The sequence below is a fragment of the Streptococcus mitis genome (genome assembly GCF_000722765.2).
GTDB classification, from domain to species: Bacteria; Bacillota; Bacilli; order Lactobacillales; family Streptococcaceae; genus Streptococcus; species Streptococcus mitis_AQ.
In genome coordinates this window covers 1567919-1584936 of record NZ_CP028415.1, presented here as the reverse complement: position 1 = coordinate 1584936, position 17018 = coordinate 1567919, and the positions used below count along the sequence as shown (strand labels likewise).

16 protein-coding genes and 1 riboswitch are annotated in these 17018 nt (G+C 39.2%); of the genes, 12 read left to right on the top strand and 4 right to left on the bottom strand.

Translation table 11 applies throughout. The features are described 5' to 3' along the window. Positions 1 to 14 precede the first annotated feature (14 nt). From SK637_RS07920 to SK637_RS07885, 8 genes are all read left to right on the top strand, one after another. Positions 15 to 836 carry a nuclease-related domain-containing protein gene (locus tag SK637_RS07920; protein ID WP_080710556.1) on the top strand — a complete coding sequence of 274 codons (822 nt, stop codon included), beginning with the start codon at positions 15 to 17 and terminating at the stop codon, positions 834 to 836. 268 nt (positions 837 to 1104) lie between these two features. Next, positions 1105 to 1884: a hypothetical protein gene (locus tag SK637_RS07915; RefSeq protein ID WP_033689308.1), complete on the top strand. Its 780-nt coding sequence runs from the start codon at positions 1105 to 1107 to the stop codon at positions 1882 to 1884. Positions 1885 to 2058: 174 nt separating this feature from the next. Beyond that, complete coding sequence (locus SK637_RS07910) at positions 2059 to 3402, top strand: PspC-like choline-binding domain-containing protein (protein WP_033689306.1); 1344 nt, start codon at positions 2059 to 2061, stop codon at positions 3400 to 3402. A 53-nt stretch (positions 3403 to 3455) separates the two neighbouring features. Beyond that, positions 3456 to 4454: a PspC-like choline-binding domain-containing protein gene (locus SK637_RS07905; RefSeq protein WP_033689305.1), complete on the top strand. Its 999-nt coding sequence runs from the start codon at positions 3456 to 3458 to the stop codon at positions 4452 to 4454. Between the two features lie 140 nt (positions 4455 to 4594). Beyond that, positions 4595 to 6157, top strand: a complete 1563-nt coding sequence (locus SK637_RS07900; protein WP_033689304.1) for a DUF6287 domain-containing protein — start codon at positions 4595 to 4597, stop codon at positions 6155 to 6157. A gap of 200 nt (positions 6158 to 6357) precedes the next feature. Further along, positions 6358 to 6446, top strand: a riboswitch (glycine riboswitch). Between the two features lie 90 nt (positions 6447 to 6536). After that, entirely contained in the window at positions 6537 to 7859 is a 1323-nt protein-coding gene (locus SK637_RS07895) for an alanine/glycine:cation symporter family protein (RefSeq protein WP_033689303.1), read from the top strand. Positions 7860 to 7990: 131 nt separating this feature from the next. Beyond that, positions 7991 to 8539, top strand: coding sequence for a carboxymuconolactone decarboxylase family protein (locus tag SK637_RS07890; protein ID WP_000206768.1), 549 nt, complete (start codon positions 7991 to 7993; stop codon positions 8537 to 8539). 108 nt (positions 8540 to 8647) lie between these two features. Continuing rightward, positions 8648 to 9547: a TDT family transporter gene (locus tag SK637_RS07885; protein ID WP_033689302.1), complete on the top strand. Its 900-nt coding sequence runs from the start codon at positions 8648 to 8650 to the stop codon at positions 9545 to 9547. A gap of 38 nt (positions 9548 to 9585) precedes the next feature. On the opposite strand, the gene SK637_RS07880 is transcribed toward SK637_RS07885, so the two are convergent. From SK637_RS07880 to SK637_RS07865, 4 genes are all read right to left on the bottom strand, one after another. Beyond that, positions 9586 to 10934, bottom strand: a protein-coding gene (locus SK637_RS07880; RefSeq protein WP_135783529.1) for an IS3 family transposase whose coding sequence is annotated in 2 segments (ribosomal slippage) — positions 9586 to 10484 and positions 10484 to 10934 — 1350 coding nt in all. Because the reading frame shifts where the segments join, the coding sequence is not laid out codon by codon here. A 75-nt stretch (positions 10935 to 11009) separates the two neighbouring features. Next, positions 11010 to 12284: a serine--tRNA ligase gene (gene serS, locus SK637_RS07875; protein ID WP_033689301.1), complete on the bottom strand. Its 1275-nt coding sequence runs from the start codon at positions 12282 to 12284 to the stop codon at positions 11010 to 11012. Positions 12285 to 12497: 213 nt separating this feature from the next. Then, a complete protein-coding gene (locus SK637_RS07870) occupies positions 12498 to 12869 on the bottom strand; it encodes a DUF956 family protein (protein ID WP_033689300.1) in 372 nt (123 codons plus the stop codon). A gap of 2 nt (positions 12870 to 12871) precedes the next feature. Beyond that, positions 12872 to 14236, bottom strand: coding sequence for an aspartate kinase (locus tag SK637_RS07865; protein WP_033689298.1), 1365 nt, complete (start codon positions 14234 to 14236; stop codon positions 12872 to 12874). Between the two features lie 209 nt (positions 14237 to 14445). On the opposite strand from SK637_RS07865, the gene SK637_RS07855 reads away from it, so the two are divergent. From SK637_RS07855 to SK637_RS07840, 4 genes are all read left to right on the top strand, one after another. Next, on the top strand, positions 14446 to 15231 hold the full coding sequence (locus SK637_RS07855; protein WP_033689296.1) for an enoyl-CoA hydratase: 786 nt from the start codon (positions 14446 to 14448) through the stop codon (positions 15229 to 15231). Positions 15232 to 15324: 93 nt separating this feature from the next. Further along, positions 15325 to 15759, top strand: a complete 435-nt coding sequence (gene fabT, locus SK637_RS07850; RefSeq protein ID WP_000386352.1) for a fatty acid biosynthesis transcriptional regulator FabT — start codon at positions 15325 to 15327, stop codon at positions 15757 to 15759. Beyond that, positions 15759 to 16733 carry a beta-ketoacyl-ACP synthase III gene (locus SK637_RS07845; RefSeq protein ID WP_033689294.1) on the top strand — a complete coding sequence of 325 codons (975 nt, stop codon included), beginning with the start codon at positions 15759 to 15761 and terminating at the stop codon, positions 16731 to 16733. Before fabT ends, SK637_RS07845 begins: the two co-directional genes overlap by 1 nt. A 58-nt stretch (positions 16734 to 16791) precedes the next feature. Further along, entirely contained in the window at positions 16792 to 17016 is a 225-nt protein-coding gene (locus SK637_RS07840) for an acyl carrier protein (protein WP_000257838.1), read from the top strand. Positions 17017 to 17018: the final 2 nt, after the last annotated feature.

Sequence of the window (17018 nt, the reverse complement as noted above, 5' to 3'; positions counted from 1 at the left end):
GTATTTTTTAGGAGGTGGAGAAATTGTTGCGCTTTTTTAAGCATCACAGAAATATACTATATTTTATATTAGGATTTCTTTGGGGCAGAAGACAGAATGCTAAGGTTTCTCCAGAACCACCTACTCTTTCTACACCCAAACACAGTGAACTTCCCAGTATTTCAAAGGCAACTCATAATGGTAAAATGACAGGATTTGAACCACAAAAGCTTAAAAATTATCCACTTTATCAGCATGAATTGATGTTTGGAGAACCTGGAAAAGGATTGAATAAATCAGGATTCGATGAATCTGCAGTTAATCTTGGTCAAGAGGGTGAAATTAATTTTGCGAAAGCATTACAAAAACAAGGGCTTTTAGAAAAATTAGTTACCTTTTGGTCTGTTCATAATCTCAATTTAGAAGATGAAAGGGTAGATGCAGATATTGATTGTGTTATTGTTTCTGGATCTACAATTTGGTTAGTAGATTTAAAATTTTATGCTTCAGGAAATGTGATTTATAGAGAAGCGGATGGTTTATTGTACACTATAGACAGTGCTACAGGAGCTCAAATAGGCAGACCTAAAAAAATGTCCCCTAACATGTCTTATGCAGAAGAAAGCTTTTCCCATAAATTTGCAAATTTATTAAAATATTATCGCTTGGAAACACGTGTTGTCTTGATGCCTACCTATAAGGGTGCAGGTAGATTGGATAATGTCTTTTGGCCAGGTCATATTAAGGCTGTTAGTCTAGAAGAGATGTTAGATGAGTTATCTAGGGAGGATAAGTTTAGGGATACAATTGGTGGACAGATGATTCGGCAGACATTTAATTTGCTTTTGAAACGCTAAATCATGTAAAAACAATAAAGGATATGATGTTATAGATTTTTTATATGAGTTATATTTCAAGAATAATATGAGCCGAATTGAATTTACTAGGACTTATACAATCCAGTAAAATATTTCTAAGGAAGTAGAAGGAAGTATTAGAAATTATTTTAATCAGTTCAGATTAATATTTACCTACAAATTATTAAACAAATATAGGGGGGCTGCTTGAGGATTGTCATGCTTTTAAGAAATGATAAATTGGATGGATAGGAGAGCTGGAATTTATATGAGGACAAACATTTTAAAATTAAGTCAATTCTTGAATATTTTCTATTTAAAAATTGCTTTACTAATATTCTCGTGCTTATATTTTATCGCTCCATGGTTCATTGTATTAAAGGATTTTGAAACATATAAAGTTCAATATCCAGCTGTTATTGGAATAGCTGAGTTTATCGTTTTAACATCTTTCTTAGTTTTTGTATATATTTTTTTACCAATCTTCTGTGTGATTTTTCTATATAAAATAATTGTGGGCAGTATTAATGTAAGACGCTGTTTGAAACAGATAAAGAATTACAAATTCTATATGATTGTTTTGAATAGAATACCACTACATACATTTATGGTTTATTTTTCATCAGTATTGTTATGGTTAATGTATCTTACAAAACCAGTGGATTTGAGTAATGCTTTACCTTTGCCAATTATCTTACCTCTTGAAAAGATAAATCCCTTCTATATGATTCTAGGATATTGGCTATTAAATAAGCGATGTGAATATCAGTTGCATCAGTACCTTTATCCTGTCATGAGAGGGAGTTCTCATGACGGTAGAATTTATGCACTTCCAGAGGAACTTTTTATCTGGAATAGGCAAAGAAGTCAAAAAATTGGTAAGTGGAAACGAGATAGAAGGTACAATACAACCACCGATCTAGTTGAAGCTCAAATTGGTTATAGTAAGTTTCCATTTTTTTTGCTAGCAACAAAATGGTCAGTGGATCCTTATGATCAAAATTGGACAATAGGAGAAAAGGCATATTTGACAAGTAGGTGGAAATGATAAAATAGAAAGTCTTTACTTTAATAACTATGAGAAAGCCTAAGTATAGCTTCCTTTCATAAAAAGTTAGTTTGAAAACCAAGTAAAGGTAAACATAGATACTCTTTTCGTCAATATGGTAAAGTCCATACCATGCTATAATCGTAAACAATAAAATTTTAAAGGAGAATTTTGATGAAAAAATACATTTTACTCGCTTCTGCTGTTTTAGCAGTGGGTCTTGCTACTACAACAAGTGATACAAATCCTTTCTTTGTGTCAACTGTTAGAGCGGATGAACAAACGCTGACTACAGCTGCAAAATATTATATCATTGTCCCTAATGATTCAAAAGTATTTAAAAATTGGAAGGGAACTGTCAATCGTCCCATTATTTCGGCTACAAAAACTACCCCGGAATTATCTTATTTCCAAGAATCCGATCGCAACTATATCGCTTATGAGAATAAGTCTGGTGCCAATTACATAGAGTGGAAAGGAAGTGTAGAAGAGTTTAAAGAGGCGATTAAGAAGCTAAGTAGTCAAACAACAGCTTCCTCAATTCCAAAGACTTCTAACCAATCAACAACAAGTCAAAAAGATGGCTGGTCGGGTTCGTCCTACTACCAAAATGGTACTAAAGTTACCAGTAAGTGGATTTTCGATAAGAACTATAATTCCTACTTCTACCTAGATGCTTCAGGTAATTATGTTCAAAATGCATGGGAAGGTGATTACTATCTTAAGTCAGGTGGCTACATGGCTAAGAAGGAGTGGATTTATGATAAGAACTATGGTGCTTATTATTACTTAACCTCAGATGGCTACTATGCCCGCAACGCTTGGGTGGGTAACTATTATCTCAAGTCAAACGGGAAAATGGCTAAAAATGAGTGGATTTATGATAACAACTATAAATCCTACTACTATTTGACCTCAGAAGGTAGTTATGCTCGTAATACTTGGGTAGGTGATTATTACCTCAAGTCAAACGGTAAGATGGCTAAAGGTGAGTGGATTTATGACAGTAACGACAGTTCTTACTATTACTTAACCTCAGAAGGGCGTTATGCTCGTAATACTTGGGTAGGTGATTACTATCTCAAGTCAAACGGTAAGATGGCAGTGAATGAGCGTACCCCAGATGGCTACCAAGTAGATGAATCAGGCAAGTGGATCCGCTCTCAGGGAACTCATACAAGTAGTAGTTCACAAGCAACATCATTAGGAATAGGCCTTTACCATGTCAATGATGCTATGACCTATATCGATATTGCTCTACCTAGCACACCATCTTCATCTTATCAAGTAGCCTATGATTTTGCCTTAGTTGATGCAAATACAGGTTCAGTTTCTACACAAACCCAGTTTACTGTGACCTACAATCCAAGTCTACGTGCTTTTCAAACTCGTCACTTCTTTAGTGACACTCCAGATGGTAGTTATCGCTTTGTTATCAAAGGAAAAGGACAAGATGGCAAGGTATACGATGGACAATCAGTTGTCTTTCGTGTGAAGAATCATCGTTTTGTCGGATAAATGAATGATAGGTTTTAAACAAATAAATATTAAAAATAAAGGAAATGAATAACATGAACAAAAAGAAATTATTAGTATGTGCTTTGGCACTTTCAACAGTCGGAGTAGTATCAACAATCGACACAGCAGGAGTTCTCCCTTTTTCAGCACAAACAGTACATGCGGAAATTAACAAAATTGAAAATCATAAGGTGGACTATAAAATTACACCAGGATCAGAAAATAACAGTATCTATGTGGATATGACTGTTGAAAATGTACCTGTACATTATTCTGTATCTATATATGCAGATATTGTGAATGCAAAGACAGGGCAAATTCCTAGAAAAGATACTTTCAATGAAAGCTTTGATAGATCATCTGTTCCGATTACAAAGCAAGGTTGGACTAATTTTGCAAATGTTCCAGATGGCGAATATTATTTACAATTTCATGGAGAAGACGATTATCAAAGTGTCTTACATAAGTTTAGCGGTAGATCAGCAATATTCACTGTTAAGGATGAAAAATATGTCAATCCTCTAGACTCTTCAACTCCTAAAGAAACAGAAAAACCAAAACCAGCTACTAGCTCTAAGTCAGGTCAAACTGGTTGGTCAGGTTCATCTTACTACAAAGCAGGTGTTAAAGTAGTTAATCAATGGGTGTTTGATGTTCAGTACAATTCATACTTCTACTTGAATGCTTCAGGTAACTTTGTTCAAAATGCTTGGTCAGGCAACTACTACCTCAAATCAGGTGGTTACATGGCTAAGAGCGAGTGGATTTACGATAAAAACTACGGTGCTTACTATTACCTAACATCAGAAGGTAGCTATGCTCGTAACACTTGGGTAGGTAGCTATTACCTCAAATCAAATGGTAAAATGGCTAAGAGCGAGTGGGTTTATGATAGTAGCTATCGTTCATACTATTACCTAACATCTGAGGGTAGCTATGCTCGTAACACTTGGGTAGGTGACTACTATCTCAAATCAGATGGTAAGATGGCAGTCAATGAGCGTACCCCAGATGGCTACAAAGTAGATGGCTCAGGTAAGTGGGTTCGCTAGAATGATAGCTTGTGAGAAATGGCTTATAACAAATAAATAGAAACGGAAAATAATTTGTTTATAGGCAACATTTTGATACAATAAAAATAGCGAAAGGAATTGGCACAGGCTGGTTCCTTTCTCTTAGATAAGGGAGTAATATGAAAAAGTTTTTATTAGCCACAACGCTTTTACTGACACTAGTTCTAGGAGGCTGTCAGTATCTACCTTGGAACAAAAGCGTAGAAACACCATCTGATTCAACATCAGAAACATCTGTAGCGACTCCAGAGATAGACTACAGTTCCTATAATAAAGTTTTGGATGACTATGAAAAAGTAGCGAAAGGCACCTTGCCAACAGGTATGGATGTCAATCCTCTGGCTAGTCAAGTGAAGTCTTCTCAAGGATTTTATACAGATGTGGTTTACCACAAGACGGATTTGAATAATGATGGAGTCGATGAACTTTTACTTGCTCTTGAAATGAAGAGTGGCGAAAAGAGTTTGCTGGATATCCGCACTTTAAAAGATGGAAAGGTGATTCGTCTGACCAATCAAGAAAATCGTTTAGACCAGATTGGTGAGAGAATGACGATCGGTATCTTGCCAGACAATTCTCTGCTCTATCGTGGGGCTGGTACAGCAACGAGTCACATCTATGCTCACTACCAATTTAGTGAAGACGGGCAGTCTTTGGTAAAGGCTAAGGAGGCTCAAGAACTAGTAGATCTTGGGGTCGGTTCGCCCATTTCTCTAGAGACTCTAAGTTGGAAGTCAGTTTCTGATAAACTTCCAGGAGGAAGCAGTGCAGATAAGGGGAAACCAAGTGTAGATTACAGTCCTTATAATAGCATTTTGAAGGATTATGAATTTCTTCTAGACCATAAATCAGAAGTTAAGGATACTATCAATCTAACCGCTAATATCTATGCAGGGATGGCAGAACGCAGTCAAGCCTTTACCTATGCAATGGTTGATATGGATAAAAATGGTATTGATGAATTGATTGTCTCTTCGAAAAATGGTAGTGAGATTTTAGATATTTTTACACTCAAAGATCAGAAAGTTATTCGCCTCACCAATGCTGAAAATAAAATGCAGATGCTTGGAACACGCTTTAAGGCCTATCTCCTAGAAGATGGGAAGCTTTATACCCAGTGGAATCCGTTCGCAGGCGATCCACAAACCATTCATACCATTTGGAAGTTGAATAGTAGTGGGGACAAACTAGAGAAGGTTAAAGAAGCTAAGACAGAGGATGAAGTCAGTCCTGGTGCTCGAATGAATCTATCTAATCTGACTTGGAAATCTGTAACAGAAAAATTTGCTGCAACAGCATCTTCATCAAATCAAAATACTTCTGGGAAAATGGATATAAACGCCATAAAAAATGGAGATTTTTCTAGTATTGAAGGAAGATGGAGTAAAGGTCACGGAGGAGAAGACTTAGTCTTTAGTAAAGATGGCTTGATAGCACCAGAGGGATTTAAAGTTGACCTTACAGAATCAGAATTGGTAAATGGTTTGTTGATAGCTCGCTATTCGGCCAAAGATTTTGGAGTCTTTATTCAGTTCGTACCAGCAGGAGTTAGAATACCGGATGGGACATCTATGGGTAAGGTGGTCACGGATGCTTCGGATATTAGTAAAGATCGAATCATCTTCCATGCTGCATTTCCGCTACATGGCGATCCAGAACAATTCTTATATCGTGTGGAATAAGAGTGAAATATATTGATTTAATTAATAGCACCCCATGCGCATGGCAATGCTCAATCTTTCTTCTACAGAGTCAAATAAGATTTTCCCAAAATCCATTGACAAAAGCCAACATTTTTTGTAAAATAAGAATCGATTAAATACCAACACCGAATGAAGTTTAATAGAAGTGGCGAATCGTTTGATTTTCCATGACTGTAAATGGACGGAACTCTGGAGAGACCGTAAAGGCACCGAAGGGGCAAGGCAGGCAACTGCTCAAACTCTCAGGTAAAAGGACAGAGCTAGGATAGACCGCTTTTTAGCATTTATCTAAGCATTCCAGAGTACATGTATCTTGCATGTGCTCTTTCTTTTGGGGTTGAAAAGATAGGAGAATAGAATGTTAGAATTGCTTAAATCAATTGATGCTTTTGCTTGGGGTCCACCCCTCTTGATTCTCTTGGTCGGAACAGGGATTTACCTAACTGTCCGTTTAGGACTTTTGCAGGTTTTACGTCTCTCTAAGGCCTTTCAGCTTATTTTTATCAAGGATAAGGGGCATGGGGATGTATCCAGTTTTGCGGCCTTGTGTACAGCCCTGGCAGCGACAGTTGGTACGGGAAATATTATCGGGGTAGCGACAGCTATCAAGGTCGGTGGACCAGGAGCTCTCTTTTGGATGTGGATGGCGGCTTTCTTTGGGATGGCAACCAAGTATGCGGAAGGTTTATTAGCTATTAAATACAGGACTAAAGACGATAACGGTGCTGTTGCAGGAGGTCCCATGCACTATATACTTTTGGGTATGGGAGAAAAGTGGCGACCACTTGCCATCTTTTTTGCTATCGCAGGTGTCTTAGTGGCTTTATTGGGGATCGGAACCTTTACCCAAGTTAACTCGATTACAGAATCTATCCAGAATACGACGACTATTTCGCCAGCTATCACAGCTCTCGTTTTGTCTGTATTAGTAGCGATTGCTGTTTTTGGCGGACTCAAGTCTATTTCAAAGGTTTCAACTACTATTGTTCCTTTTATGGCCATCATCTATATTTTGGGAACTCTTACAGTTATTTTCTTTAATATTGGAAAACTCCCTGCCACAATCACTTTAATCTTAACATCAGCTTTTAGTCCTGTTGCTGCGGTAGGTGGATTTGCTGGTGCTAGCATTCGGATGGCTATCCAAAATGGTGTGGCGCGTGGTGTCTTTTCAAACGAATCTGGTTTAGGTTCTGCTCCCATTGCAGCTGCTGCAGCTAAGACAAATGAACCAGTAGAGCAAGGCTTGATTTCCATGACAGGAACCTTTATTGATACCCTCATCATTTGTACTCTAACTGGTTTGACCATCTTGGTAACTGGAGTATGGAATAGTGACTTGAATGGAGTTGCTTTGACTCAGTCAGCCTTCTCAACAGTCTTTTCACACTTTGGGCCTGCCCTCTTGACCATTTTCCTTGTACTCTTTGCCTTTACAACGATTCTAGGTTGGAACTACTATGGAGAACGCTGTTTCGAGTTCCTCTTTGGAGTTCGCTTTATCTGGCTTTACCGTGTAGTTTTTGTGCTCATGGTCTTGTTGGGAGGATTTATCGAGTTGGATATGGTTTGGATTATCGCAGATATTGTCAACGCCTTGATGGCTCTACCAAACTTGATTGCCCTCTTAGTCTTGTCGCCAGTCGTTATTGCTGAGACTAAAAAGTATTTTAATAAATAATGGAATCACACATCGCGTGTGATTTTTTGCTTTCATAAAAAAATTCTATCGGTGCAATTTAAAATATATATTATACAAGGTATAGAATCTGTGATAGACTAGATTTCAACAACATGAAAAGAGGTTTTATGATGACAACATTTACTATCCATACAGTCGAATCAGCACCAGCAGAAGTGAAAGAAGTTCTTGAAACAGTAGAAAAAGATAACAATGGCTATATTCCTAACCTAATCGGCCTCTTGGCCAATGCACCAACTGCTTTAGAGGCTTACCGTACTGTCGGAGCTATCAACCGTCGCAACAGCCTGACACCTGTTGAGCGCGAAGTAGTGCAAATCACGGCAGCTGTGACAAATGGTTGTGCCTTCTGCGTCGCAGGTCACACAGCCTTTTCAATTAAACAAATCCAGATGAATGATGACCTTCTGCAAGCCCTTCGCAATCGTACTCCAATTGAAACAGATCCTAAATTGGACACCCTAGCTAAATTTACCTTGGCAGTTATCAATACCAAGGGTCGTGTAGGAGATGAAGCCTTGGCTGAGTTTTTAGAAGCTGGCTACACCCAACAAAATGCTTTGGATGTGGTTCTTGGTGTCAGCCTAGCAAGCCTCTGTAACTATGCCAACAACCTAGCCAATACACCTATTAACCCAGAATTGCAACCTTATGCTTAATCCTTATCTGAGTAAAATGAAGTCTGAAATAATCGGACTTCATTTTTTATCCCCTCATTTAAGCGCTTTTATGCTATACTGAAACTAACATGATTATTGGAGGTTAGGATGAAAAAACTCCCTTTGGTATTTTCTGGTTGTTTGCTAGGTTTGGCAGGAGCTGGAAATCTCGTTTTAGATACGTTGCCGGTTCTGTCCCATCTGTTGAGTCTGACAGGTTTGAGTTTGTGGATTTACTTTCTGCTTCTGCATCTCTTTAATTGGAAAGAGGCCAAGCAAGAATTGACCAAGCCCCCTCTTTTGTCAGGAATGGCGACCTTTCCTATGGCTGGGATGATTTTATCGACCTATGTTTTTCGTGTCTTACCTCATCTTCCTTTGGTAGCGCAAGGACTCTGGTGGTTTTCATTTCTCTTGGATTTGGCCTTGATTGCTGGTTTTACCATCAAATTTGCCTGTCCTGGTCGGAGAGTTCATGCTACTCCAAGCTGGACGGTTCTCTATGTGGGGATAGCAGTGGCAGCCTTGACCTATCCTCTTGTAGGTATCATCGAAATTGCCTATGCGACCTTGAGTTTTGGATTTCTCTTGACCTTCTATCTCTATCCGCTTATTTATAGCGATTTAAAGAAACATCCACTCCCACTAGCCATGCTTGGACAAGAAGGGATTTACTGTGCTCCTTTCTCTCTACTCTTGGCTTCTCTGGTTCGGGTTGGAGGAGCTAGCCTACCGACTTGGATCTTAATCGTTATGATTTTATCTTCCCAATCCTTCTTTTTCTTTGTTTTGACTCGCCTGCCTAATATTTTAAAACAAGGTTTTCAACCGGCCATCTCAGCCCTCACCTTCCCAACCATTATCACAGCTACCTCGCTTAAGATGGCTCAGGGAATCTTGAAACTTCCATTTCTGGATTATTTGGTACTGGCTGAAACCGCTATTTGCTTAATTATTTTAGTCTTTGTATTAGGCGCTTATCTGATTTGGTTACGAAAAAAGGTCTAGCTAGAAATGTACTGACCCCAAAAAGTTAGACAATTAATTTAAGCAAAGGATTTAGTTCTGTATTGTACAGGGCTAAGTCCTTTTAGTTTTACCTTAATTCGTTTATTGTTGTAGTAATCAATATAGTCTACAATAGCTTGTTCCAAGTGTTCAAGTGACTGAAACGTATTCTCATAACCATAAAATATTTCAGACTTAAGAATGCCAAAGAAAGATTCCATCATACCGTTATCTGGGCTATTTCCCTTACGTGACATAGATGGTTGGATTCCCTTATTCTTTAAAAAATGATGATAGAAATCGTGTTGATATTGCCATCCTTGGTCACTATGGAGAATTGTATTTTCGTAATGATTCTCTGTAAAGGCTTGTTCTAGCATAGCTTTTATTTGTACTAAGTTCGGCGAAGTAGAAAGATTGTAGGAGATAATTTCGCTGTTAAAGCCATCTAAAACTGGTGATAAATAAAGCTTTTGGCTACTTGCTGGAATGGCAAATTCTGTCACATCTGTGTAGCACTTTTGCATTGGTTTGGTTGCTTCAAATTGACGTTGAATAAGATTATCTGCTTTCTTGCCAACCTCTCCTTGGTAGGAAGAATACTTCCGTTTACGGCGAATTCGAGCCGTTAAACCAATTACTTTCATCAGACGCTGCACCTTCTTATGGTTCACTACGAAGCCACGATTTCGTAATTCTAGAGTCATGCGACGATAGCCGTAATTTCCTTTATGCTCAGTATAAATTGACTGAATTTCAGCTTTAATATCATAATCTTTATCGCTTTGATCCAGCTGTTTTAAGTGGTAATAATAGGTTGAACGGGCAAGCTTAATAATCTTTAGAAGGATATCTAAAGAAAACTCTGTTACCAGTCCTTGAACAATTTCCGTTTTTCTTCTTGCTCCTTTTCGTCCCTCAATCGGAGTTCTCTCAACTTTTTTAGAATGGCATTCTCCGCTCTCAAGTACTCATTTTCTGCTTGAAGACGTTCTAATTCTGTCATATCTTCAAATCTCTTCTTTGGCTTACGTCCCATTTTAGGTGGTCTCCCTCTTGTTTTCTCAACAATAGTATACCCGTTTTTCTTATATTGTGCCAGCCAATTCGAAAGTAATCCACTACTTGGAAGAGCATAATCCAGAGACGCCCTAATTTGTGAATGCCCCTCAAGAAGAACTTTATCAATGATCTCTTGTTTTAGTTCAGGAGAATAGTAACAATTCTTTCCTTTTTTGACGATTTCTATTCCATAACGATCAATCAATTTAATCATGTACTGAAGATTAGAAATGTTTATCCCAAATTGATTTGAAAGTTGTCTAAAGCTCTCTCCTTTCTTTCTTAATTCATATATTTGAACTTTATCTTCATAAGTTAATTTCATAATAAAAACACCCTAAAAGTTAGATTTTTATGTCTAACTTTTGGGGTGCAGTTCAAAATAGCTAAACCTTATTTTTTATGGTTTGATAACTTCAGCTCCACCCATGTATGGACGAAGAGCTTCTGGAATAGTTACAGAACCATCTTCATTTTGGTAGTTTTCAAGAATAGCAGCCACCGTACGTCCAACTGCAAGTCCAGAACCGTTCAAGGTATGAAGGAGTTTCACCTTGCCATCAGCTTCATCACGGTAACGGATTTGGGCACGACGGGCTTGGAAATCTTCTGTGTTTGAACAGCTTGAGATTTCACGGTAGGTATTTTGTGCTGGAATCCAAACTTCTAAGTCGTAAGTCTTAGCAGCTGAGAAGCCCATATCTCCAGTAGAGAGAGCAACGACACGGTATGGAAGGTTGAGTTTTTGAAGAATATTTTCAGCGTTGGCTGTCATTTTTTCCAATTCTTCGTATGACTCTTCTGGTTTGGCAAATTTCACCATTTCAACCTTGTGGAATTGGTGCAAACGAATCAAGCCACGAGTATCACGACCAGCTGAACCAGCCTCAGAACGGAATGAAGGACTCATAGCAGTGAAGTAGATTGGCAGGTCTTTACCGTCAAGAATTTCATCACGGTAGTAGTTTGTTAGAGGAACCTCAGCTGTAGGAATAAGGACATAATTGCTGTCGCTCAATTCAAAAGTATCTTCCTTGAATTTTGGATATTGACCAGTACCAAACATAGAGTCGTGGTTAACCATGTAAGGTGTGATGACTTCTGTATAGCCTTCTTTTCCATGTTCATCCAACATAAAGTTGTAGATGGCACGTTCCAAACGAGCACCGAGTCCTTTATAGAAGAGGAAGCGAGCTCCTGTTACCTTACCACCACGTTCCCAGTCAAGGATGCCAAGGTCTTCACCCAGATCCCAGTGAGCTTTTGGCTCGAAATCGAACTCGCGTGGAGTACCCCAACGGCGAACTTCCACATTGTCATCTTCGTCAGCCCCAACAGGAACGCTATCAGCTGGGATATTTGGAAGAGTCGTTGTAAATTCTGTCAATTTAGCATCGATTTCTGCCAATTCAGCATCCAAAGCTTTGACCTCAGCAGATAGATTTTGCATGGCAGCAATCTTGTCATCTGCATTTTCCTTGTTGCGCTTAGCTTGGGCAATCTCAGCAGAAACTGTGTTACGTTCTGCTTTTAAAGTTTCAACCTTGACCAAGATGTCACGACGTTTAGCATCGATTTCTTTCATCTCATTCAAGACAGCAGCATCTACACCACGTGTAGCCAATTTTTCTGCGACAGCATCAAAGTCTGTACGAATGCGTTTGATATCTAACATAAGAACTCCTTTATGAAAAAAGCACACCTGACAAAGCGTTGGAGTGGCAGGGCCACGGTTCCATCCAACTTCACAGGTGTGCACTTGATTGTGTATGCAATTGTTACTAACGGTAGAATTTCACCTATCCCTCCTATCTGCTCGCAGCACCCGCAGACTTTCTGAAAGAAGAAGACAACCTACTTATCCGTTGCTATGATTATACTAAAGTTTTTACTTTTTTGCAAATAGATTTTTAAATTTTTGACCAATGGTCTGGAGTAGAGTCGGAAGTTTCACGACCTTGTCATTGCCCAGTTTTTCACGAGCAATTTTGAGAATGGCACCTGAGTCTTTTGAAGCAAAGAGGAATTTTCCTCTGTCTGTAAAGACTTCGAAGTGGCGGCTGATTTTGCGACCAGTGACATTGGCTCCAATCTGATTGATATGGCTCCAAGGAATCTGGATAAATTGTTCAACATTGACATCGGGGTAAAATTCCAAAGCCTGATCTCCGACAAGGAATTTCCCAACTTTCCCAGCTATAGAGAGGTAGGAGGTGCCTGTCGTATTGAGGAGCACTGTTTTGTTAAGTGATTGAGCCATGCTTAGTCTTCCTTACTTTCACCGAAAAAGGCATTGTAGAGGGCTTTAATAGCTGCTTTCTCTTGATCCTTATGGACAACAAACATAATAGACACTTCACTAGAACCTTGAGACATCATCTGGATGTTGATCTTATTTTCAGATAGAGCACGTGTCGCAGTAGCAGTTACTCCGATATGGCTCTTCATCTTTTCTCCAACAATCATAATGATTGAAAGGTCGTGCTCGATTTCTGCATGGTCTACTTCAGCCTTTTGAACCAACTGACGAAGGATTTCTTCTTCCTTGATAGGAGTTAGTTCGCGAGAACGGAGGATGATTGAAAGATCGTCGATACCTGTTGGCATATGTTCCCAACCGATGTTAAGATCTTCAAGGATTTGCAGAACCTTGCGTCCAAATCCAACCTCGCGGTTCATGAGATATTTCGACATATTAATGCTGACAAAGCCTGAGTCACCAGCAATTCCCACAACTGGAAATTCATCACTACTGTGTTTTAGAACGATACGAGTACCTGGATGGTCAGGGTTGTTGGTATTCTTAATAACCAGAGGAATTTTTCCACGGTAAGCAGGAAGAAGGGCTTCGTCATGAAGGACTGAGAATCCTGCATAGGCTAACTCACGCATTTCACGGTAGGTTAACTCTGGGATAGAGTGTGGTTGGTGAATGATTCCTGGGTGAGCCGCAAAGATACCATCAACATCCGTAAAGTTTTCATAGAGATCGGCCTTAACACCGGCAGCAATGATAGAACCTGTAATGTCTGATCCTCCACGTGAGAAGGTACAGATTTGATTTTCCTTGGTAACTCCAAAGAAACCAGGAATGACAAGAACTTCACTTGTATTTGTCAATTCCTCAATCTTGTCATAACTTGATGGAATGATGCGAGCGTGACCAGGTTCACTTGTGACCACAATACCAGCTTCTCTAGGGTGCACATAGCGTGCATCGATCCCGTTTTGGTTAAAGTAGGCAGCGATTAACTTAGCATTGTTATTTTCACCAGCTGCTAGGAAAGTATCGTAGAGAAATTCATTTTCATCAATAGGAAGAGTGGCCAAGGCGCGAATACTTTTTGAAATTTTTTCTAGCACAGCTGGTTTCAGTCCCAATTCACTAACCATGGCAGCATAGCGGTCTATAATCCAGTTTTGACTCTTGCTAATATCGTTACCAGCAACATAGTCGCGGTAGTATTTAATTAAGGCATCCGTAACCTTAGTATCTTCAGCATTGCGTTTACCAGGCGCAGAAACGACGACAAAACGACGCTCTGAATCGCTTTTGACGATGTTTAAAACTTTTTCTAATTGACTAGCAGAGGCAAGAGAGCTACCTCCAAATTTAACAACTTTCATAAGAACTCCTAAAGTAAGTATTTTATACGATTATAGCAGAAAGGAAGGCTTTTTTCAATGAAGAAAATAAGATGACTTCTAGTATAAAGCGATTCTTGCCAATCGGCTGAGACACTTTCAGTCGATTTTTTCTTGCTTTCTATTCCCAAAAAAGGTATACTTTGGAAATAAAATAATTTAACTCGCTTATAAAATAAAAAGGAGTCCAGATGGAACACATTATTTATCAGCTTGAAGAGGATTTGGCAATCCTTACCTTGAACCGTCCTGAGGTTGCAAATGGCTTTCATATTCCTATGTGTGAGGAGATTTTAGAAGCTCTGACTTTGGCGGAAGAGGATCCGGCTGTGCATTTTATCTTGATCAATGCCAATGGCAAAGTCTTCTCCGTTGGGGGAGATTTGGTTGAGATGAAGCGAGCAGTCGATGAGGATGATATTCCATCATTGACAAAAATCGCAGAATTGGTCAATACTATTTCTTATAAAATCAAGCAAATTGCAAAACCTGTTTTAATGGAAGTTGACGGGGCTGTTGCAGGTGCCGCAGCAAATATGGCTGTTGCTGCAGATTTCTGTCTGGCAACGGATAAGGCTAAGTTTATCCAAGCCTTTGTTGGAGTTGGCTTGGCTCCAGATGCAGGAGGAATTCATCTCTTGAGCCGAAGTATTGGTGTGACGCGTGCTACTCAACTAGCCATGACAGGTGAGGCTTTGAACGCAGAAAAAGCTCTAGAGTGGGGCCTAGTTTACCGTATTTCTGAAGCTGATAAGTTAGAAAAAACCAGAGAACAGCTTCTTAAAAAATTAAGACGTGGTTCAAGCAATTCCTATGCTGCCATTAAGAAGTTGGTGTGGGAGAGCCAATTTAAAGATTGGCAGAATTACGCTACTTTAGAACTGAACCTACAGGAATCACTAGCGAAAACAGAGGATTTCAAAGAGGGAGTTCGGGCTCATTCGGAGAGAAGAAGACCTAAATTTACAGGAAAATAAAAAAATACTTGCGCCATTCTTTGAACTTTGATATAATTCTTTTGTCAAATGTTTTGATTCTAAAAGTTTTTTTGAAAAGGAGGGAAGGAAAGATTGGACTACCAACGGATTAATGAATATTTAACGTCTATATTTAACAATGTCCTCGTTATTGAGGAAGTTAGCTTGAGGGGTAGTCGTTTCAAGGATATCTCCATCAAAGAAATGCATACGATTGATGTGATTGGGAAATTCCCAGACGTGACGCCAAGTCAAGTGTCAAAAGAGTTGATGGTGACTCTTGGGACAGTTACGACTAGTTTGAATAATCTCGAACGCAAGGGTTACATTGAACGCATTCGTTCAGAACATGATCGACGTGTAGTGCATCTGCATTTGACAAAGAAAGGTCGCTTGGTTCATAGGCTACATAAACGCTTCCATAAGGCCATGGTTGAAAAAATCATTGATGGTATGAGTAAGCAAGAAATGGAGGTTATGAGCAAAGGGTTGACCAATCTTTATCAATTTTTGGAGGATTTGAGATAATGGCTTTTGCAAAAATAAGCCAGGTTGCTCATTATGTGCCAGAGCAAGTGGTTACAAATCATGATTTGGCTCAGATTATGGATACCAATGATGAGTGGATTTCAAGTCGGACGGGAATACGACAAAGGCATATCTCAAGAACAGAATCTACTAGTGATTTGGCTACAGAGGTTGCTAAGAAACTGATGGCAAAAGCTGGAATCACAGGAGAGGAGTTGGATTTTATCATCCTAGCTACCATTACTCCAGATTCGATGATGCCCTCTACAGCTACTCGTGTTCAAGCTAATATTGGTGCTAATAAGGCCTTTGCTTTTGACCTAACAGCAGCTTGCAGTGGATTTGTATTTGCTCTTTCAACTGCTGAAAAGTTTATCGCTTCTGGTCGCTTTCAAAAAGGCTTGGTGATTGGTAGTGAAACCCTCTCTAAAGCAGTCGATTGGTCAGACCGATCAACAGCTGTTTTGTTTGGAGATGGTGCTGGTGGTGTTTTGTTAGAAGCTAGCGAGCAAGAGCATTTCTTGGCTGAGAGTCTCAATAGTGATGGAAGTCGCAGTGAATGTTTAACGTACGGACATTCAGGCTTACATTCTCCATTTTCAGATCAAGAAAATGCAGATTCATTTTTGAAGATGGATGGACGCGCAGTCTTTGATTTTGCCATTCGGGATGTAGCTAAGTCTATCAAACAGACCATTGAAGAATCTCCTATAGAGGCGACAGACTTGGATTATTTGCTACTTCATCAGGCTAATGACCGTATTTTGGATAAGATGGCTAGAAAAGTCGGTGTCGACCGGGCCAAACTTCCAGCCAATATGATGGAATATGGCAATACCAGTGCAGCAAGTATCCCGATTTTACTTTCAGAGTGTGTAGAACAAGGCCTCATCCGTTTAGATGGTAGCCAGACTGTTCTGCTATCAGGCTTCGGTGGAGGCTTGACCTGGGGCACGCTCATTCTTACAATTTAGGTAATCATGTGGTGAACACATTGTTATAAAAAACTATTTATTTTAAAGGAGTCCTATCATGGCAGTATTTGAAAAAGTACAAGAAATTATCGTTGAAGAACTTGGAAAAGACGCATCAGAAGTAACACTTGAATCAACTTTTGATGATTTAGACGCAGATTCATTGGACTTGTTCCAAGTAATCTCAGAAATTGAAGATGCTTTTGATATCCAAATCGAAGCAGAAGATGACTTGAAAACAGTTGGTGACTTGGTTGCCTACGTTGAAGAGCAAACAAAATAAAC